Raw genomic sequence first — 19,770 nt, 5'->3', positions numbered from 1 at the left:
GGAAACAATAGCATTATGGGACGCGGAGATAAAAAATCACGACGAGGCAAGATAAGTAGAGGGACCTTTGGCGCACGCCGCCGAAAGAAAGGACGTAAAAAAGCTAAAGAAGCTGCAAAAATGGAGAAGGTTTAACCTTTTGCTTTTAGTCTTTTTAAAATGCGTAGTTGTTTTTTGTCTACCTTTTTTCTAAGCATATTCCCAGAACAGAGACTGGTTGTATGTGCATTTTTATCATCTACCAGCTGTGGAAATCTATCATTAAAATGTGAACTAGCTCTTGTATACATTAAGTAAGTCAAACCTTCACTAAATACATAGCCACAACTACTTCCAGAAGCTTCAGAAAGTATCTCAATCGTGCTTTTAGAAAAAGAGCCCTTGTACTGCTTGATAATTTCAAAGGTATAACGCACGGGATCTCCGCTACTGCGCTTGCGTGCTTTATTAAGTACTTCTTTCTTTATAAGATTACCGCTAAAAACGACATCGGCTCGTTTGTACTTTTCTGTAATTTCTTCTTTTTTTGAAACCTTCGGGTCTTTTGCACAGGTGCAAGCAATTACTGGTACACTAGTGAGAACAAACAGCGCTATAATTAGTGATCTTAGCATCGATTACCTTGTAAATACAAATTCGTTTTTATCTTCATTAGACTCTTCTGCGCTGTAGGCGTAGCCGTCATAATCAAAACCTTTGAGACCGTCTATTGTGTTTACATCCTTATCTATAATATAACGCACCATCGAGCCACGGGCTTTTTTTGCAAAGAATGAAATAATCTTGAGTTTCCCGTTTTTAAAATCTTTAAAGATAGGTGTGATTACGGGTACTTTGAGCTGCTTAGGTTTTATAGATTTAAAGTACTCTTGACTCGCAAGGTTTACAAAAAGCTCATCATCTTTAAGTTCTTTATTAAGCGCTTCGGTAAGGGTGTCTCCCCAAAACTCGTATAAATTTTTATTACTGTAGTACTCTAGTTTTGTACCCATCTCAAGGCGGTAAGCCTGCATTAAATCTAGCGGTCGTAAGATCCCGTACATCCCACTTAAAATACGTAAAGTGTCTTGAAGTTTGTCAAGCTTTTCTGTAGGTAGGGTATAGGCATCAAGTCCCGTGTATACATCACCATCAAAGGTGTACACGGCTGGCCTCGCATTCTTTTTTGTAAAAGGAGTGGTAAAATCTTGGTATCGCTGGTAGTTTAAGTCTGCAAGCTTCTCACTGATGTGCATCAGGTCTTGAATCTCTTTTTTTGTCGTATTAGAAAGCTTGCTGTTAAGCTTTTCTGCTTGCTCTAAAAACTGCGGCTGTGTAGCACGCGTAGTAGGTAGCTTATCTTCAAAATTAAGTGACTTTGCTGGCGATACAACGATTTTCATAGGTGTTTTTCTTTTGTATCAAAGTTAGCAATTATGTCTTATAATTAAGTGCTTGGCTATTGTTTTTGGTTATGGTGGGATTGGTAGTTTAATGTGGTATTTGATTTATAAAGATGTAAGATTTAATAATACCAAATGTTCAACATCCCTCTAAATCTCCCTTCAAAGGGAGACTTCTAGCTCTTTCCCTTTGAAGGGGAAGGTTGAGCTAGGTGTTTATCTGTATTTAAATATTACTACCAAAACTTACGTAAGTACCACAAAACAAAAAAGCAACCCTAGAAAGAGTTGCTTCTTGTTGCTATGAGTAAGCTTTCGCGAAAGCGTAAAAAAATCTTATTGCTCTTTACTATGTACGGCATAGGCGCGCCACTTTTCTATACAGCCCGCCATATCTTCTGGTACGGGGGTTTCAAAACGTTTGTACTCGCCTGTGGTGGGGTGCACAAAACCTAGTGTTTTTGCGTGTAGTGCCTGGCGTGGTAATATTTTAAAACAGTTTTCTACAAACTGCTTGTACTTTGTAAATGAGGTTCCTTTTAATATTGCATTACCACCGTAACGCTCATCATTAAAAAGGGTGTGACCTATGTACTTCATATGCACACGTATCTGGTGTGTGCGTCCAGTCTCTAGCTTGCAAGCCACCTGAGTTACATATCCTAGGCGCTCTAGTACTTTGTAGTGTGTAACAGCAGGTTTTCCTTGCTCCTCCTCATCATCTTTAAAAACGGTGTTCTGAAGGCGGTTTTTAGGGTGACGACCTATGTTACCTTCTATCGTACCCTCATCATCTACCACGTTACCCCATACGATGGCCACATACTCACGCTCTGTCGTTTTATTAAAAAACTGCTTTGAGAGGTGGGTCATCGCGTGCTCCGTCTTTGCTACCACTAGAAGACCGCTGGTGTCTTTATCTATACGGTGTACAAGTCCTGGGCGCTCGCTAGAGTTATTAGGTAGATTATCTATGTGGTGTATAAGTGCATTAATCAAGGTGCCAGAGTAGTTACCGTGACCTGGGTGCACGACCATACCGGCAGGCTTGTTTACCACGAGAAGATCATCATCTTCATAAATAATATCTAGTGGGATATCTTCTGGAGTGAGTAAAAACTCGTGTGGCGGGTGCTCAAACATTGCGCGTACCACATCTCCTGCTTTTACCTTGTAATTTTGTTTTACAACTTTGTTGTTTACTTGTATGCTACCATTTTTGGCAGCCTTTTGTATTTTATTACGTGTAGCATTTTCTACAAAGTTCATTAAGAACTTATCTACGCGTAGCGGTTCTTGACCTTTACTGGCAGTAAAGCTATAATGCTCATATAGCTCATCGTCTTGAGGTTCTGGACCTATGGGTTGTTCTTCGTTCATTGTTTAATTATCGTCAGATGCGTTATTAGAAATAGCATCTCGGTAATCCCCTTTACCATTACCTAGTACGAGGTCTATCACAGATGTTTTTTCTAAGCGATCTCCTGCTTTTACTTTTTTTCCTTTGTGTCTCAAGTCTCTTACCTCGTCTTCACCTATCCAGTCTACGTAGGTGATTTTTCCTATTTTAAAACCTAGGGCTTTAAGTGTAGGTTCTGCCTGGCGGCGTGTTTTTCCCACAATAGGAGGGATGGTCATTTTTTGATAACCAGAAGGGTTAAGCACTAAGTATATCTGTCTGTTTTCTTTTACAAATTTACCAGCGTTAGGCTCTTGATCTATGACAGAGTACTTAGGGTAATCTGGGTTAAAATTTGCACTGTCTATGATAAAGTAGCGCAGCTCTGCATTTTCTAGTTCTTGACTCACGAGGTCTAGTGTCATCCCTTTTACATTAGGCACGGCAATGCGCTCATCGTGATTTGTGGTACTACCTAACCACCATCTGGTGATAAAAATTAAGGCAATTACGATAATGATGGCAAGGGCGATTTGTTTTACAAATGCTTTGCTTACTAGAAATTTTACAAAACTCATAAATGGGATGTGGTTAGAGGTGCAAATATATAAAATTGACAGCCTATTTGGCGTAGGTATGATTATACCTATTTTTACAATGTACGTTAATGAGATAGATTTAGTTGTCTCCTTTAAAATTTTCACGAAAGTGCAGAAAAAAAATATCGCCGTTTTAATGGGTGGCTACAGTAGCGAGTATAAAATATCGCTTAACAGTGGTGCCACCGTAGTAGCCTCTTTAGATAGAGAAAAATACCAAGTATATGCCGTGCACATCCTTATCGATGGGTGGTTTTGTGTGGTAGATGGTGAACGATTTACGATAGATAAAGGTGACTTTAGCTTTAAGGACGCTTCCGCGAAAAAGGTAACATTCCAAGCTTGTTACAATACCATACACGGAACGCCAGGCGAGGACGGAAAATTACAAGCCTACTTAGAATTGCTAGGAATCCCACAGACAAGTTGTGGTTTTTATGAGAGTGCAATGACGTTTAATAAGCGTGACACGCTAAGCGTATTGAGTTCATATGGCGTGCCAATGGCGCAATCTGTATACGTAAATAAGGGCGATGAGATTGATATGCCTTTTAAAAATTCACTAGCCTTAAAAGTGGGCTACCCTTGTTTTGTAAAGCCTAACCGTGCAGGTTCTAGTTATGGAGTGAGTAAGGTGTACAAAGAGGGTGATCTTATAGCGGCGCTAGATAATGCCTTTAAGGAAGATAATCAGGTTTTGATTGAGTCATTTTTGAGCGGGACAGAAGTATCTGTAGGAGTGTATGATTTTGGCAATGGGGCAGAGGTGCTTCCAGTTTGTGAGATTGTACCAGATGGAGACTTCTTTAGCCTAGAAGCAAAGTACTCTGGAAAATCACAAGAGATTGTGCCAGCAAGACTAGATGAGCGTGAGACGGCAGATGTGCAGGGACTTACAAAGGGTATTTATGAATTGCTGGGTCTTAAGGGAATTTGCCGCATAGATTTTATCTTTCACGAGGGTAAACCACATTTTGTAGAGGTAAATACTAATCCTGGGTTATCAAAGGAAAGTATCATCCCAAGAGAGTTTAAAGCAGCAGGATTATCACTTACAGAAGTTTTCGGCAAAGCTATAGAAGTAGCAATTAGAAATAACAGTTAAATTTACAGAGGTAGTATCCTTGAGATTCTCGCTTTTGCGGGAATCACATTAAGATTAAGATTATGAAAAGAAAGGCAGTATTTCCGGGGAGTTTTGATCCCATTACACTTGGGCATTACGATATAATAGAACGAGGTCTTACGCTCTTTGACGAGATAATACTTGCTATAGGTGTCAACTCAGATAAAAAATATATGTTTTCTCTAGAGCAGCGCAAGCAGTTTCTAGAAGATACGTTTAAAGATGAGCCACGCATTAAAGTAATGACCTATAAAGGTCTTACTATAGACTTTTGTAAAGAGCAAGAAAGCGAGTTCATTTTAAGAGGACTGCGTAATCCTGGAGATTTTGAGTTTGAAAAGGCAATCGCCCATACTAACAGAAAATTATCTGGTATCGAGACCGTATTCTTACTTACGAGTTCTGGTAAGAGCTATATATCTTCTTCCATAGTACGTGATGTAATACGTAACGGTGGTGACTGCTCTGGTCTGGTACCCGATGTGGTTGAGCCTTGTGCAAATAAAATCTGGAAAGAGATACAAGCAAAAGCAAAATAAAGCTCAAAACCTTGATCCATAAAAAAGCCGCCCACTGGGCGGCTTTTACCATTTATATATATAATCTAAAACCTAATTACTTCTTATTCTGCTGTTCTTTGATGGTCTTTTTATCGATATCAAAGTCGTTTGTAGTTTGATTTATATTCCCCGTTGGATTGGTCGGGTTAGTTTGCTCTACTTTTCTTTCAAATTTACGTTCCATAATCTTTTTCATTTTTAAGTTGATATAAAGATAAAAATCACGGTTGTTAATTCGTCTTAAAGGCTTGTTAGTCTTAGGTTAAAGTGTTGATTATCTTATGGTTTCTACAAAGCTAGCCACACTGTTTGCTCCATTCTTAGTAATATGCTTTATAAAAGCACTTCCTATAATGGCTCCTTTTTGATGGGTAGTGGCTGCCTTAAAAGTTTCCTCATTACTTATCCCAAAACCTACAATCTGCGGATTGTTAAGATTCATAGCTGCAATACGTTTAAAGTAATCTTCTGTGCTGTTACCAAAACCGCTAGTAGCGCCCGTCGTACTCGCACTACTCACCATATAGATAAACCCATCACTCGCGGCCTCTATCTGTTGTATACGCGCGTCACTAGTTTGTGGTGTGATTAGGAATACATTAATAAGTCCGTACTTTTCAAAAATCTCTTTATACTCCGCTTCATATTCGGCTAGTGGTAAGTCCGGCATAATAATACCATCTATCCCTATTTCTTGACAACGCTTACAGAATTTCTCAACCCCATATTGTAACATCGGGTTAAAGTAACCCATCACAATAAGTGGGATATGTATGGTCTCACGAATACCGTCTAACTGGCTAAACAACTTTTCGGTAGTCATCCCATTATGAAGTGCGGCAGTACTTGACTCTTGAATAGTAGGTCCATCTGCCAGCGGATCTGAAAATGGTAATCCTATCTCCACCATATCTACACCGCTTTCTTGAAGCTGCGTTAGGACAGAAACAGTATCATCTATGGCTGGATATCCAGCAGTGAAGTATAAACTTAGTAGCTTTTTATCTTCTTGTAATTTTTCTTTTATTCTATTCATCTGAATACATATTTTGTCATTCCTGCCTAAGCGGGAATTAATATTGATGTTTATTTCGCTTTCGCGAAAGCGTAGTTCTATAAATTAAAATATTCTATAAACGTATTTAAATCCTTATCACCACGTCCCGAAAGATTGATCACTACGATATCGTCATTTTTGAATTTTCTAGTTTCAAAAATGGCAAGTGCGTGACTTGTCTCGATTGCAGGGATAATACCTTCTAGTTTACTGAGCTCTAGTCCAGCGGTCATCGCATCTGCATCTGTGACAGAGATAAACTCCCCACGCCCAGAGCGGAAGAGGTTTGCGTGCATAGGTCCTACACCAGGGTAATCAAGACCAGCAGAGATAGAATAAGGCTCTGTAATCTGCCCATCGTCTGTTTGCATTAATAAGGTCTTACTCCCGTGTATAATACCCTCGCGTCCTAGTGCAGATGTTGCAGCACTCTCACCAGTATCCACTCCTTTACCAGCAGCCTCTACCGCAATGATACCCACTTCTGGTTCATCAAGATAATGGTAATATAATCCAGCGGCGTTACTACCACCACCCACACAGGCTACTACATAATCTGGATTTTCTTTTCCTTCTTTTTCTAGCAACTGCTTCTTAGTCTCCTCAGATATCACCGACTGAAAACGAGCCACCATATCTGGATAAGGGTGTGGTCCCACCACAGAACCTATGATGTAATGTGTGTTTACTGGGTTATTAATCCAGTCGCGTATTGCTTCGTTAGTCGCGTCTTTTAAGGTCCTACTTCCAGACATCGCTGGTCGCACGGTTGCTCCTAGCATTTTCATACGAGCCACGTTAGGCGCTTGGCGCTCAATATCTACAGCGCCCATATACACGATACACTCTAGTCCCATAAGTGCACACACCGTTGCTGTTGCAACACCGTGCTGTCCCGCGCCAGTCTCTGCGATAATGCGGTTCTTACCTAGTCGCTTAGCCATAAGAATCTGGCCTATGGTATTATTTACTTTATGAGCTCCGGTATGACAGAGATCTTCCCTTTTGAGATATACCTTTGTGCCATACTTATCGCTAAAGCGTTTTGCATAATAAAGTGGTGTAGGACGACCTACATAATTTTTTAAGAGTTGTTTAAACTCTTCTTGAAAAGAAGGCTCCTGCATAATTTGCACATACTGAGAGCGCAGTTCTTCTACATTAGGATAGAGCATCTCTGGAATAAATGCTCCGCCAAAGTCTCCGTAGTACCCTCTCTCGTCTGCCTGGTAACTGGTGTTATTTTCTAGTATCATAGCTGCAATACTTTTTTAAATTCGGTTAATTTTTCAATATTTTTTAATCCTGGTTTATCCTCAAACTTGCTATTTACGTCTAGTGCGATAATAGGCAAATCTGTTGCCAGTATTTCTTTTACTTTTTCTACTTCTTCTAGTCCTATGCCGCCACTTAAAATGATAGGCGTTTGAGAGGTGTAATTTTTTAACACACTCCAGTCAAAGGTGTAGCCGTTGCCTCCTTTTTCTTTTCCCTTTGTATCAAAAAGGAAAGCATCTACAAGGCCCTCATAAGGTGTGAGCTGCTCAAAGTAAAAACTGTCTTTGATTCCAAAAACTTTCCAAATCTTGAGGTCTCGACTGTGCTCGACCAGACAACCTTGAAGTTCTTTTATGTATTCAGGGGATTCGCTCCCGTGTAACTGAATTACGTTGAGGTTGTGCTGTGTTATTTTCGCTTTCGCGAAAGCAATATCAGCATCTACAAAAACTCCTACGCGGTCAATTCCCTCAGGTAATTCTGGAATCTCTAGGTCGCCAAAATCTCGTTTGCTCTTCTCATAAAATATGAAGCCAAGATAGTCTGGCTGCAACGCAGCGACCTCTTGTGTGTTATATTTCATACCGCATATTTTGATTTTCATTTTGCGTCTTTCTCTATGAGATTATCTAATATTTCTTTTGCTTGTGGAGTAAGGAACTCTCTAGTGAGGGCAACTTCCTTAGTGCCTTGAGCGAGTATATAATCTCCCGCAAAATATTTTTTCTTAGTCAGTTTTGAAAAAGCAAGCTCTTTCTTTCCGATGCCAAAAAAACCTTTTATGGTAATACTTGATTGATTTATTTGGAGCCATCCCTGACGTTTTAATATTGCATAAACTATGAGATGTAAAATTCCCCAAGGGAAAAACCAATCAAGAGCACCAAAATCACCTTCTATGATAATGGTTATAAGTCCGAGTATGGTGTAAGCCAGGCCAGTCCAGAGGTAGTAGCGTAGCTGCTTGTTAGAGTAAGGAACGTTTATCATTAATCTAGTTGCTTTATAAAAGTTGCTGCGCTCTCTCCTGGGTTATCTGTTTTCATAAAATTTTCACCTATAAGGAAACCTTGAAAACCGTGTGGCTTTAATTCCTTGATCGCCTCTACAGAACTGATACCACTTTCTGACACTTTTACAAACTCATCTGGAATTTGCTTGATGAGTTCTTTGCTCGTCTCTAGGCTTACCTCAAAGGTTTTTAGGTTTCGGTTATTGATGCCTAGCATATCTACAGAGGGCATAATGGACTTCTGTAATTCTTGTTCATTATGAGATTCACAAAGCACATCGAGACCAAGACCTTTTGCAAAGGTTGAAAACTGCTCTATTTGCTTTCGCGAAAGCGTAGCTGCAATAAGTAATATAGCATCTGCACCGTAGGCTTTGGCTTCAAGAATCTGGTATTCATCTACTATAAATTCCTTACGCAATAGCGGAAACTGTGCTGCTGCTCTGGCAAGTAATAAGTCGTCTAGCGAGCCGCCAAAATATTTTCCATCTGTGAGTACAGACATCCCGCTCACGCCTGCCTGCTCATAACCGCTTGCGACATCTTGCACGCTCAGGCTGTTGTTTATAACAGACTTGCTAGGAGACCTTCTTTTATGCTCTGCAATAATTCCAGAGCCTGCGGTTATTGCTTTTGCAAGTGATGCCGTAGCTCTCTCAAAAAGCACAGATTGCTCTAGCTGGCTCACAGGGATGAGACTTTTTCTTAAAGCTACTTCCTTGATTTTATCTGCTGTAATTTTATCTAGTATCGTCATCTTAGTTGCTTAGGGCTTGAAGTTGTTTGAGTTTTTGTGCGGCTTTACCAGAGAGTAAGCTCTCTTTTGCTTGTTCAAAACCTTGTAAAGGTGTTAGCCCTTTTACAGTCGCAATAGCCATCCCAGCGTTTGCACACACCACATTATTTTGTGCCTGGGTACCTTTACCAGAAATTACATTTGTAAATATTTGCGCCGAAGACTCAACAGAGTCACCACCATAAATATCTTTTTGAGCGTGTGCATTTACACCAAAATCTCTAGGTGTGAGCATAAGCTCTGTTTCATTTGTAATAGCCTTTGTAGCTCCTGTAAGTGATATCTCATCATAACCGTCTAGGGCGTGCAGTATGGTAAAGTTTTTATCTCCTTTTTGATATAAATATCCATACATTCTTGCGAGTTCTAGGTTAAAAACTCCCACTAGCTGGTTGCTCGGGAATGCGGGATTAACCATAGGGCCTAGCATATTAAAAAAGGTTTTTACACCTAGCTCTCGACGTATAGGGCCTACGTTTTTCATAGCAGGGTGGAAGAGTGGTGCGTGTAGAACACACATCCCTACCTCATCCATAGAGCGCTTCAAGAAGTCCTTGTCATTACTAAATTTTATGCCTAGATACTCCATCACATTACTACTCCCACTTACAGAGCTCACTCCATAGTTACCGTGCTTAGTCACGTGCACACCAGCACCTGCTGTTACAAAGCTAGAGAGTGTCGAGATATTAAAAGTGTCTTTACCATCACCACCTGTACCACAAAGATCTATGGCATTATACTCAGAAAAATCTACGGCAAGGCAAAGATCCAGCAAGGCATCTCTAAAACCTTCTAGCTCCTCCACCGTAATGCTACGCATCATATAAACGGTAAGAAAAGAAGCAATCTGACTCTGGTTGTATTTACCCTCAGAGATGTTTACGAGAACCTCACGGCTTTCGGCTTTTGTGAGTTGGTCGTGGTTAATTAATCTATTAAGTATGGTTTTCATTATTTAGGCGTGTTGATGTGAACAATAATAGGGTCTGCTTTGTCTTTCTTTATGTTTTGCAATCCTATTGTTGCTAGTTCTTGATCTGTTGCTAGTCTTGAACTAGCTTGGTTAAGTGCTACGTAATTGTAAACTCCCTTTGGTGTGCTTGCTATCCAGCCTTTTGTAAGTGGTGACTTTCTTACAGAAGCAGTCTCGCTTGTAAATCGTTGCAAGAAACCTAATGCGCTTTTACGCATATCTTCTTTACTGGTTCCCGTAGGGAAAATAATATAGGTTCCGTTTGAAAAAAGTACCCAGTTAGGTCGCTTAGGACTTACACCAAGTTTTGTATTAAAAATCAGGTTTTTATAGACATCTACATTCTCATCTTCTACCACTTCTTTAAGAGGCTCAGGTTCGGCTTCTATTACGACCACGGGTGTCGCAGGTTTTGTAGTTTCTTTAGGTGTTGATTTTGTGCTCTCACAACCACCTATTAATAGAAAACAACTTGCTAGTAGAAATAATGTAAATCTCATCGTATATAGTATTAACTAATCACCCAATTTTTAATCATTGTTTTTCCTTCTGGAGTAAGTACAGATTCTGGGTGAAACTGTACACCGCGTATATCAAGTTCTCTGTGACGCAGTGCCATTATCTGGCCATTTTCATCTACCGCAGTAACTTCTAATGCTGGCGGAAAATCTTCTGTAGCTACCACCCACGAGTGGTAACGCCCTACGGCTATTTCTTCACCAAGGTCTTTAAAAAGTACTGTATCTGGCTGCGTGATACTCACTTGTGTTGCGACACCGTGAAAAACCTTATCTAGATTGATAAGCGTGCCTCCGTACACTTCACCTATGGCTTGTTGCCCAAGGCAAACGCCAAGTATAGGTTTTCTTCCTCCATAAGTTTGTATTACTTGCTTGAGCAGTCCAGCTTCTTCTGGAATACCAGGGCCTGGAGAAAGTAATATTTTATCATACTGCTCGCACTCTTCAAGCGCAAACTGGTCATTACGTTTTACGGTAACGATGCAATCTAATTCTTCTAGGTAGTGCACAAGGTTGTACACAAAGGAATCATAGTTGTCTATTACTAATATCTTTTTCATTGTCTAAATATCTTCTGCGATGTCAAGTGCTTTATTAAGCGCTCCTAATTTGTTGTAAACTTCTTGTAATTCTTTAGCGGGATCACTGCCAGATACCACTCCAGCACCTGCTTGCCAGTGTAGGGTGTGATTTTTACTTAAGAAAGAACGTATGATAATAGCGTGATTAAAATTACCGTAAAAATCCATAAAACCTATCGCTCCGCCGTAGAAGGTGCGATTGCGGTTTTCATACTTCTCAAGTAGCTGCATTGCCATATGCTTAGGCGCACCACTGAGTGTTCCTGCTGGAAAGGTGTCTGCTACCACTTGTAAGGTATTGCTACCCTCGTGCATTTGTCCCGTTACCTTACTCACGAGGTGTATCACGTGTGAGAAAAACTGCACCTCACGATAGGTGTCTACCTTTACATCGTGACCATTGCGTGATAAGTCATTACGAGCAAGATCAACGAGCATCACGTGTTCTGAGTTTTCTTTTTCGTCTTTGGCTAGTTCTTTTGCAAGTATGGCGTCTTGCTCATCATTACCGGTACGTTTAAAAGTACCTGCAATAGGGTGAATCTCTGCGAGACCATCTTGCACAATAATCTGAGCTTCTGGTGATGAGCCAAAGATTTTATAATCTCCGTAGTCAAAATAAAATAGATATGGCGACGGGTTAACACTGCGCAAAGCTCTGTATACATTAAACTCATCTCCGGTAAATTGCTGAGAGAAACGTTTACTAGGCACAATCTGAAAAACATCCCCACGCTGGCAGTGCTTTTTACAAGTTTCTACGAGTGCTTTATAATCGGCATCTGTGATGTTGCTGGTGAGTTCGTTCTTTCGGTTGAAGTTAAACTCTGCAAAGTTTTTTGATTTTAAAAGCTGCTCAATCTCATCGATATTATTGTCTCCCGTTATGTTGTGACAAAATATATGCGCCTCATTATTAAAATGATTAATAGCGATAATGTTTTGGTAAACGGCGTAGTAAATATCCGGTATGTGCAGATCTCCTTCTTTTTTGGCGATTTCTATATCTTCAAAGTACTGTACAGAATCATACGATAGGTAACCAAACAAGCCATTGTTAATGAATTTGTGTGCTGTCTTTGTAGATGAGAACGCTTTCGCGAAAGCGTCTAAAACCCCCACAACATTAGTCTCTGCTGTGATTGTAATTTCCTCCTTCTTGCCATCGGGAAATTGCTGTGTGATTATACCATCGCCCACGCTTATAGAGGCGATAGGGTTGCAGCATATGTAAGAGAAGCTATTATCATTTGCGTGGTAGTCACTACTCTCGAGCAGTAAACTATTAGGAAAACGATCGCGCAGCCTTAAGTATACCGATACAGGAGTGATGGTATCTGCTAGGAGTCTTTTTGAAAATGTAGTTAATTGATATTTCATTTGTTACATATTGTTTTCTCAAAATTGAGAACAAAAAAAAAGCCTGTCGTAAAGACAGGCTGTATATGAATGGTACATAGGTGCGTGCTTACGACAACGATTGTTGTGTAATCCACCACCAAGTATGTACTGTATTGTTTTTCATTTATGATGTAAAGATAGGGAGCGATTTTATAATAAAAAAGCCCAATGGATAAAAAATATACACTGAGCTTTTTACGGGGGAATAATTAGGAAATTATTAGAGTGTCAAGCTCACTGCAAGCTCAAAATTATCTGAAATAGCATTGTCTTTTAAGTTGTCAAAAAACGATGCAGAGCCATAACGTACACCATATTTTGTGCGATCTACATTAAAAACGGTAGTGGCTACGCCATTCTCTATAGTCATATTAACCTTTGTAGGAAGTGTAGTTCCTTTTATAGTGAGGTCACCTACTACGCTGTAACCGTTACCACTTTTTGCTACTTCTGTGATAACAAATGTAGCCTCGCTATGGTTTGTAGTATCAAAGAAGTCTGCAGAGTTTAAGTGTCCTTCTAGTTTTTCTTTTCCTTCGCCAGCTTTTAAGTCTGTTACCGCAATGGTAGTCATATCTACTACAAAGTTACCACCTACTAGCTGGTCACCATCCATTTCAAGTGTTCCAGACTTTAGGTTAATAGTACCTGTGTGTTGTCCTAGTACCTTTTTACCAGTCCAAGTAATAGTGCTTTCTTTTACGTTTACTGTTTTTTCTACCGGTTCTGTGTTTGCAATGGCTCCAGTGGTTACGATAAGAGCTAAGAATGCTGTTGTGATTTTCTTTTTCATTTTTCTAATTTTTAGTTTCTGTTCTTAGTTTATTGAGCAAGTTATTGAGCTGCTCTATCTCATTATTGTCTAGTTGAGTAGTTATTTTATTTTCGGCTTGAGTCACAACTCTGTCTAACTCATTAAGTAATGACAAGCCAGCCTCTGTAATTGTAATTTCAATTTTACGACGGTTTGAGGGGCACGTACTGCGATTTACAAGTTCTTTTTTGAGTAGTTTATCTACTAGGCGTGTTGTGTTACTTGCTTTTGTAACCATACGGTCATTGAGAGTAGATAGGTTTGCAGGTTTTCCTTTTTGCCCACGTAATATGCGTAATACATTAAACTGCTGTAATGATATATCATAAGGCTTTAATGCCATTAATAATATATCATTAGACCATTGTGCTGTATAGGCTAGGTTGATAATAAGCCTTTGTGAGGGCTTGAGACTCGTGGTTTTTATGTGTTCTTCTATTGTCATTACAATATTTGTATATACAAATGTATTATTATTTTGCAATAGAATATCTATGTTTAGATATTTTTAACGTTAAACAGCCTTGGGTGTTTTTCCATTATCTTAACAATCGATTACTAAAGTCTGTTAATAGGTGTTTAAAAAATTGATTATCAGTATAATTTTGTGCAATGCGATTTTTATTATTCATATTGGTTCTCAGTACTATCTCTTGTAAAAAAGAAGTAGAAACTAAAGCATATAATTATGTAGAAGGGGCAGATATAAAGATGTTTGATTATAACGAGCTTGATAGTTATATAAAAAATCATCCATCTGAGACACTTGTGGTAAATTTTTGGGCTACCTGGTGTGCTCCTTGTATTAAGGAGTTACCAGCTTTTGAAAAACTAGGAGATACTTATGCAGATCAAGATGTGAAAATTCTTTTAGTGAGTCTTGACTTCCCAGAACAGATGGATCATCTCAAAGCATTTGTAGCAAAAAAAGAATTGCAATCTGAGGTTGTGTTTTTAGACGATGGAGATGCAAACAGATGGATACCTAAAGTAGATAAGAACTGGAGTGGAGCCTTACCGGCAACACTTATTATAGGTGATAAAAGAAAACGCTTTTATGAACAATCATTTACATATGGCTTGTTAGAAAGTGAATTGAAATATATATTAAATTAAAAATGAAGACTTTTAAAATTTTAACACTACTTGCCTTAGTGGTAGTTGTTTCTGCATTTGCAGCAAATGCCGTTGTAAAAAGTGCAAAGAGCGGTTACAGTATAGGTGATGATGCAACAGATTTTTATCTACGTAATGTAGATAACAGTATGGTATCGCTTAAGGATTATGAAAATGCCAAAGGGTTTATAATAATCTTTACGTGCAATACTTGTCCATTTTCTATAGCAAACGAAGACAGAATCATTGCATTAGATAAAAAGTACAAGTCACTAGGCTACCCGGTGATAGCTATAAATCCTAATGACCCACACATTAAACCTGGAGATAGTTTTAAGTCTATGCAACAACGAGCACGAGAAAAAGGATTTACATTCCCTTATTTACTTGACGATGGGCAAGAGGTATATCCAAAATATGGAGCTACAAAAACCCCTCACGTGTATGTGACTCAAAAAAAGCAAGGGAAAAATATAGTAAAATACATAGGAGCTATAGATAATAATACACGTGATGCGGGAGCAGTTACAGAACGATATGTAGAAGACGCTGTAGATGCCTTACTCGCCGGAAAAAGTGTACAAGTAACCGAAACAAAGGCTATAGGATGTTCTATAAAATCATAGACTTAAAATAACTAGATACTACATAAAAAGGTGAGCTATTGCTCACCTTTTTATGTTTTACGTAGCGTATTTAAAATATGTAATATGCCTCAAGCCATATTCAGTTTAATAAAGTAAATTTGAAATATAACAAGGGTACACTACCGTACTTATAATAAAGAAGAATTATGAAAGATCTTACAATCCCAGAATGGGAAGAAAAAATCGCTCAAGATAAAGACGCCGTAATACTAGACGTGCGTACAGAAGAAGAAACAGAAAATGGTATCATAGAAGGAGCAAAGGTTATAGATATATACCAAGGCCAAGGCTTTATAGATGAGGTAGAAAAACTAGATAAAGATAAAAACTACTACGTTTATTGTCGCTCTGGAGCACGTAGTGCTCAAGCGTGTGCACTTATGGGACAGCTAGGTTTTGAGACTACATATAACTTGCTAGGAGGCTATATGGCCTGGAGCGAAAATAACTAGAGTATGAGAAAGAAAGTAACTCACATTTGTAGTGTTATTGCAATTATGATGATGGCTTTGTCTTGTAACCAAGCGACCTCACAGCAAGCATCGCCAGAAGCTTCAGTTAGTGAAGTGCAAGAGCAAAAGGTAGTCATCAATCGCATTTCTTCAGATGAGCTTGAGACAGCGATGAGTGCTCAAGAAATCCAACTGGTAGATGTACGTACCGACCGCGAGTGGGAGAGTGGCCATATTAAAGGTGCAAAGCATTTTGAGATGAACAATGCAAACTGGCAGTCACAGCTAGAGACTCTAGATAAAGATGAGCCCGTATATGTATATTGTGCAAAAGGTGGTCGTAGTGCCAGATGTGCAAAACAACTAGAAGAGGCTGGTTTTACTGCCATTTATGATCTTAAAGGTGGTCTTACCAGCTGGAAGGCTAGTGGCAAGGCCGTAGAGTAACACATACTCATAAAAAGTATAAACCCCATCTTAGTAGGATGGGGTTTTTTTACGCTTTCGCGAAAGCGGAATCTATATCAATCTAATACACTTCATCAACATTAGTCGCTGTAAGTGTTTTAATAAAAGCCACCAGATCCTGAAGTTCTTGCTCTGATAGATTAAGATTATCAAAGGGAAGCGTTTGATGCTCAAGGTCAAACCCTAGGCCACCACCGCCACCTTTATTATAAAAATCCATAACCTCTTCTAGCGTGCTATATACACCGTTATGCATATAGGGTCCAGTTACTGCAGCGTTACGTACCGTAGGTGTTTTAAACATCCCCTTGTGGAGCTCTTCTTTAAAACGCCAGTAGTAACCTAAGTCATCATCTAGCATTTTATTTTGTGCGGTTTCTGGTACGCCTATTACTTCGCGCTCTGTCTCTGCATAAAATGGTGGTACTGTACCATTAGTAAGTGGCATAAAGTGACAAGTTGCACAAAGGGCTTTCCCCATAAACAAGTTCATACCTCGTTGCTCACTTGATGTAAATGAACGCTCATCGCCACGCATATTTTTATCAAATTTTGAGTCAAAACTATTGAGCGTACTTACATATGACGAGATGGCTTTTATTACATCAATATTTCTTTTTGAAACACCTCCATATGCCTCGTCAAAAAGTGTGATATACGTACTGTCTTTTAGTACCTCTTTTGAAAACTCGTGCACGTTTGAGTTAAACTCATCCTTGTTTGTAAAAACAGAAGATACTTGATCTATTAATGTAGGAGAGCGACCGTCTGCAAAGAAGTTTTGCTGGAAAACGGTATTTATGAGGGTAGGTGTGTTGCGCTGTAAATTTTTACCTGCGTTAGAGAGGTTTACGACCATTCCATCTGTGTAGGCCTTTGCTGGAATGTGACACGTAGCACAAGCCATTGTACCATTTGCAGAGAGCTTATCATCAAAAAACAATTTTTTACCTAAGGCGATTTGAGCCTCTGTAGGATTCTTATTTACGTTAGGAGTAAAGAATTCCGTATTAAAACTGTTATTTTCAAAAAAGGTAGGCGCATCAAAGTTAAAAGGTGTATTTGTTGTCCCTTCCCATAGGTCGCTAGTTTTTCTTATAGCTACCCAAGTTTTTGTAATAGGAGAGAGGTGAGTGCTCACAAAGGTATAACGGTCAAAGCTATTATAATCTGTATTAGAACTCATAAAAGCTATTGCTTTGTCGACCTGATTTATAAAGGTCTGGTCTAGTGTGGTATCCTTCTCTTTTATGATAGGTTGTATCGTTACTTTATAAGTGTCTACAAGGTTTTGTAATGAAGCAGCACCTTCTGTAATGCCTAGTTGGCTTACAGGTGTGTCAAAACCAGATATAGAAAAACTAAGTACACGTAACAGTTGCTGGTGTGTAGCTATAAAATAGCGTTGTGGTGTAAGAGCTCGCTTTTCTATATTCTTTTTTAGAGTAGCGAGTAGGCCTGTGGTAATCTTTAGTTCTTTTTTGTATTGTGGAGTTGGTGTTCCTCCTTCATAGATAGATTCTTCTATCTTTTGTAGACCTACAGGATTCATTGTGCGGTCATTGTCCTCTTTATAAATAGGTAAGGCCGGTCCATTTGCACGATGACCTACTTCTGGGTTGAGGTAAGAGGCGTAGGGTTCTGCTTTTTTAAACGCAAGTCTAGCGTTGTTAAAAATCTTTTTGGCATCTGGATGTGATGCCGTAATCTCATTAAGAGAGTCAAGACCTGCGAGGGCATTATTTAGTTCTTGTAAGTAAATAGCTCTTGCAGCTTCCCAGTCTGGGGCTATATTTTTTTTATATGAAGTGTCTTGCTCTTGCTTGCAAGAAAGGGTTAAGGGTATCGCTAGTAGGCAAACTAATAAACGTAAGTAATTCATAACAATGTAATTATAATTAAAGCGCAATCACCTTAAAGGGATTGCGCTTTTAGTATTTCCGAATGGCTAATCCGGGAGGATATTATCTAGGTAAACCTTTAAGTAAAACTACTTGAGATGCTTGGTTATCTTCATATGTAGAGTTGATATGTCCATCAAGTCCAGCAAAGTCACTGTTTCTCCAGTAATGTGGCTGTATGTTTAATATAAAAGTGTTAGGCACTCCTACTTTATCTGATATATCTAGAAGTGCTCCAAACTCTCCACTAAGTCCTGTGCTATTATCATCTGCAAGGTCTTGACGTACTACAAGCTCAAGTACTTGCTGTATGTTTACACCATTTAAGTCAGACTGGTAGATGTATGCTGCGTGACCTCTAGAAAAAGAGTTAGGATCTTCTTGTACATATACAAAGTTCTCAGTTACAGTGATATTATCTGGGCTTTGTAAAGCTGCCAGGTTACCATCTTGATTGTTTGTATCTGTATTACCACTTATGATTTGAGTAAGTTTACCTTCTAGTGGGTTTGTTTCATCTAGGTTTAACTTGTATACCGTTCCCCAGTCATTGTAAGTACCTTGACCTGGACCACGACCTGTAACTGCAAAGTATACGTTTCTACCATTTGCATCAGATCCTTTTTGGTAATCTACATCTTCTACTCTCATAAACTGAGAAGCAAATACGTCATTACACGCGCTTTCCATTTCATTTTTAGTAAGAGCAGCACCGTTAGGTATCTCAACAAACTCTACGTCATATTCTGTCTGGAAGTCTAGTGAAGACTCGTTGTAAGCAGTGTTAGGAGCAACATCTACAACGTTACCAGCACCGTCACCTACTTGCTTAAGACGTAATACGTAAATAGAACCACCTGTAAAATCTGCATCACTAGCAGTAGAGTAGTACATAGATACTTGACCTTCTGAGTTACTAGAGTCATCATCACCACCTACTATTACTGTAGCACCTGGATAAGCGTTTTGTGGTAATGGAGTTGCGTTTTCCCAAGAGAATTCTCCTAGTGCATCAAGACCAAAATCTGCTTGAGGTGTTGGAGTAGACGTTCTAGGGTCTATAGCCTTTACATCATAGTGTATACTTTCTGAAGCACTTAAGAAAATGTCTTCTGTACCACCGTGTATATCTGCTTCCCACATAGTAGCACTACACTGGCGTGCAAAGTCTGCTACTCCAGAGTCTAGTAAGTAATCTCCAGAGATAGGCATTAAGTTCTGGTCAAAACGGATACGTGCAACTGCATAACTGTCTTCACAGTTTGTTACAAATATGTAGTCTTCTCCATCTTGTAAGAATCCTGCACCATCTGCAGATCCTGCAAGTTGAAAATCTCCTCCTATTACATCTGGAGTAGATACAAGTGAGAAAGCCTCTACGTAGTTAAACTGTGAGCTCATTGCTACAAGTGGAGCCGTAGGAGACTTGTCAGAAAACATAGTTTCTCCTGGTTCAAAATCTTCTCCATCTACACCATCTTCTCCATTTGACCCGTCTGCACCGTCTTGTCCATCTGCGCCATCTTGTCCGTCTACACCGTCTATTCCGTCCAGACCATTCATTCCATCTACGCCATCTTCACAACTTGTGAAAGCTGCTGTTGCTGCTACAAAAAGCAGACTTAAAAAAACTGATTTGAAAGTTTTCATTGTAAAATAATTTTTTTTGAGTGGTTAATTTGTG

Annotated in this window: 25 protein-coding genes; 7 read left to right on the top strand and 18 right to left on the bottom strand. The window is 39.2% G+C overall.

Annotated features, from left to right (window positions below; genetic code table 11):
• Positions 1-15: 15 nt before the first annotated feature.
• A complete protein-coding gene (locus ACJJVM_RS03775; protein ID WP_035327856.1) occupies positions 16-135 on the top strand; it encodes a 30S ribosomal protein THX in 120 nt (39 codons plus the stop codon).
• Here ACJJVM_RS03775 and ACJJVM_RS03770 read toward each other — a convergent pair.
• The 4 genes from ACJJVM_RS03770 to ACJJVM_RS03755 all read right to left on the bottom strand — a co-directional run bounded on the left by ACJJVM_RS03770 (position 132) and on the right by ACJJVM_RS03755 (position 3,359).
• Positions 132-614, bottom strand: coding sequence for a hypothetical protein (locus ACJJVM_RS03770; protein ID WP_405210857.1), 483 nt, complete (start codon positions 612-614; stop codon positions 132-134). The genes ACJJVM_RS03775 and ACJJVM_RS03770 overlap by 4 nt on opposite strands.
• A 3-nt stretch (positions 615-617) precedes the next feature.
• Entirely contained in the window at positions 618-1,382 is a 765-nt protein-coding gene (gene yaaA, locus ACJJVM_RS03765; protein ID WP_038599903.1) for a peroxide stress protein YaaA, read from the bottom strand.
• A gap of 336 nt (positions 1,383-1,718) precedes the next feature.
• Complete coding sequence (locus ACJJVM_RS03760; RefSeq protein WP_038599909.1) at positions 1,719-2,762, bottom strand: RluA family pseudouridine synthase; 1,044 nt, start codon at positions 2,760-2,762, stop codon at positions 1,719-1,721.
• A gap of 3 nt (positions 2,763-2,765) precedes the next feature.
• On the bottom strand, positions 2,766-3,359 hold the full coding sequence (locus tag ACJJVM_RS03755) for a PASTA domain-containing protein (RefSeq protein WP_035327865.1): 594 nt from the start codon (positions 3,357-3,359) through the stop codon (positions 2,766-2,768).
• A gap of 79 nt (positions 3,360-3,438) precedes the next feature.
• On the opposite strand from ACJJVM_RS03755, the gene ACJJVM_RS03750 reads away from it, so the two are divergent.
• A complete protein-coding gene (locus ACJJVM_RS03750) occupies positions 3,439-4,485 on the top strand; it encodes a D-alanine--D-alanine ligase (RefSeq protein WP_405212170.1) in 1,047 nt (348 codons plus the stop codon).
• Between the two features lie 62 nt (positions 4,486-4,547).
• Entirely contained in the window at positions 4,548-5,045 is a 498-nt protein-coding gene (gene coaD / locus ACJJVM_RS03745; RefSeq protein WP_375253482.1) for a pantetheine-phosphate adenylyltransferase, read from the top strand.
• A gap of 76 nt (positions 5,046-5,121) precedes the next feature.
• Here the strand turns inward: coaD and ACJJVM_RS03740 are convergent, their stop codons facing one another.
• From ACJJVM_RS03740 to ACJJVM_RS03685, 12 genes are all read right to left on the bottom strand, one after another.
• Positions 5,122-5,262: a hypothetical protein gene (locus ACJJVM_RS03740; protein ID WP_157496178.1), complete on the bottom strand. Its 141-nt coding sequence runs from the start codon at positions 5,260-5,262 to the stop codon at positions 5,122-5,124.
• A gap of 78 nt (positions 5,263-5,340) precedes the next feature.
• Positions 5,341-6,102, bottom strand: coding sequence for a tryptophan synthase subunit alpha (trpA, locus tag ACJJVM_RS03735; RefSeq protein WP_405210856.1), 762 nt, complete (start codon positions 6,100-6,102; stop codon positions 5,341-5,343).
• Positions 6,103-6,179: 77 nt separating this feature from the next.
• Entirely contained in the window at positions 6,180-7,379 is a 1,200-nt protein-coding gene (gene trpB, locus ACJJVM_RS03730) for a tryptophan synthase subunit beta (RefSeq protein ID WP_405210855.1), read from the bottom strand.
• Entirely contained in the window at positions 7,376-7,984 is a 609-nt protein-coding gene (locus ACJJVM_RS03725) for a phosphoribosylanthranilate isomerase (protein WP_405210854.1), read from the bottom strand. The genes trpB and ACJJVM_RS03725 overlap by 4 nt, the downstream gene beginning before the upstream one ends.
• Positions 7,985-8,001: 17 nt before the next feature.
• The gene (locus ACJJVM_RS03720; RefSeq protein WP_405210853.1) at positions 8,002-8,391 is read right to left on the bottom strand and encodes a hypothetical protein; all 390 of its coding nucleotides are present in this window, start codon (positions 8,389-8,391) and stop codon (positions 8,002-8,004) included.
• Positions 8,391-9,170, bottom strand: a complete 780-nt coding sequence (gene trpC / locus ACJJVM_RS03715; RefSeq protein ID WP_405210852.1) for an indole-3-glycerol phosphate synthase TrpC — start codon at positions 9,168-9,170, stop codon at positions 8,391-8,393. Before trpC ends, ACJJVM_RS03720 begins: the two co-directional genes overlap by 1 nt.
• Position 9,171: 1 nt before the next feature.
• Positions 9,172-10,164: an anthranilate phosphoribosyltransferase gene (trpD, locus tag ACJJVM_RS03710; protein ID WP_405210851.1), complete on the bottom strand. Its 993-nt coding sequence runs from the start codon at positions 10,162-10,164 to the stop codon at positions 9,172-9,174.
• Positions 10,164-10,685 (bottom strand): hypothetical protein, encoded by a 522-nt coding sequence (locus ACJJVM_RS03705; RefSeq protein ID WP_299148148.1) that lies wholly within the window; start codon positions 10,683-10,685, stop codon positions 10,164-10,166. Before ACJJVM_RS03705 ends, trpD begins: the two co-directional genes overlap by 1 nt.
• Positions 10,686-10,696: 11 nt before the next feature.
• Entirely contained in the window at positions 10,697-11,266 is a 570-nt protein-coding gene (locus tag ACJJVM_RS03700; RefSeq protein ID WP_405210850.1) for an anthranilate synthase component II, read from the bottom strand.
• 3 nt (positions 11,267-11,269) lie between these two features.
• Positions 11,270-12,667 (bottom strand): anthranilate synthase component I family protein, encoded by a 1,398-nt coding sequence (locus ACJJVM_RS03695; RefSeq protein WP_405210849.1) that lies wholly within the window; start codon positions 12,665-12,667, stop codon positions 11,270-11,272.
• A gap of 241 nt (positions 12,668-12,908) precedes the next feature.
• On the bottom strand, positions 12,909-13,481 hold the full coding sequence (locus ACJJVM_RS03690; RefSeq protein ID WP_298352246.1) for a YceI family protein: 573 nt from the start codon (positions 13,479-13,481) through the stop codon (positions 12,909-12,911).
• Positions 13,482-13,485: 4 nt separating this feature from the next.
• The gene (locus tag ACJJVM_RS03685; protein ID WP_405210848.1) at positions 13,486-13,947 is read right to left on the bottom strand and encodes a MarR family winged helix-turn-helix transcriptional regulator; all 462 of its coding nucleotides are present in this window, start codon (positions 13,945-13,947) and stop codon (positions 13,486-13,488) included.
• A gap of 167 nt (positions 13,948-14,114) precedes the next feature.
• Here ACJJVM_RS03685 and ACJJVM_RS03680 point away from each other — a divergent pair, with 167 nt between their 5' ends.
• From ACJJVM_RS03680 to ACJJVM_RS03665, 4 genes are all read left to right on the top strand, one after another.
• Positions 14,115-14,618: a redoxin domain-containing protein gene (locus tag ACJJVM_RS03680; protein ID WP_405210847.1), complete on the top strand. Its 504-nt coding sequence runs from the start codon at positions 14,115-14,117 to the stop codon at positions 14,616-14,618.
• A 2-nt stretch (positions 14,619-14,620) separates the two neighbouring features.
• Positions 14,621-15,244 carry a thioredoxin family protein gene (locus ACJJVM_RS03675; RefSeq protein ID WP_405210846.1) on the top strand — a complete coding sequence of 208 codons (624 nt, stop codon included), beginning with the start codon at positions 14,621-14,623 and terminating at the stop codon, positions 15,242-15,244.
• 167 nt (positions 15,245-15,411) lie between these two features.
• On the top strand, positions 15,412-15,717 hold the full coding sequence (locus tag ACJJVM_RS03670) for a rhodanese-like domain-containing protein (protein ID WP_298352257.1): 306 nt from the start codon (positions 15,412-15,414) through the stop codon (positions 15,715-15,717).
• A gap of 3 nt (positions 15,718-15,720) precedes the next feature.
• Positions 15,721-16,164 (top strand): rhodanese-like domain-containing protein, encoded by a 444-nt coding sequence (locus ACJJVM_RS03665; protein WP_405210845.1) that lies wholly within the window; start codon positions 15,721-15,723, stop codon positions 16,162-16,164.
• Between the two features lie 82 nt (positions 16,165-16,246).
• Here the strand turns inward: ACJJVM_RS03665 and ACJJVM_RS03660 are convergent, their stop codons facing one another.
• Together ACJJVM_RS03660 and ACJJVM_RS03655 are read right to left on the bottom strand one after the other, a co-directional pair.
• Entirely contained in the window at positions 16,247-18,067 is a 1,821-nt protein-coding gene (locus tag ACJJVM_RS03660) for a cytochrome c peroxidase (protein ID WP_405210844.1), read from the bottom strand.
• Between the two features lie 82 nt (positions 18,068-18,149).
• The gene (locus ACJJVM_RS03655; RefSeq protein ID WP_405210843.1) at positions 18,150-19,736 is read right to left on the bottom strand and encodes a hypothetical protein; all 1,587 of its coding nucleotides are present in this window, start codon (positions 19,734-19,736) and stop codon (positions 18,150-18,152) included.
• Positions 19,737-19,770 lie beyond the last annotated feature (34 nt).

It is taken from the genome of Dokdonia sp. Asnod2-E02 (genome assembly GCF_045063915.1).
Classification (GTDB): domain Bacteria; phylum Bacteroidota; class Bacteroidia; order Flavobacteriales; family Flavobacteriaceae; genus Dokdonia.
Note: the sequence above shows the minus strand (reverse complement) of the source record. Positions and strands in the feature narration are given on the sequence as shown.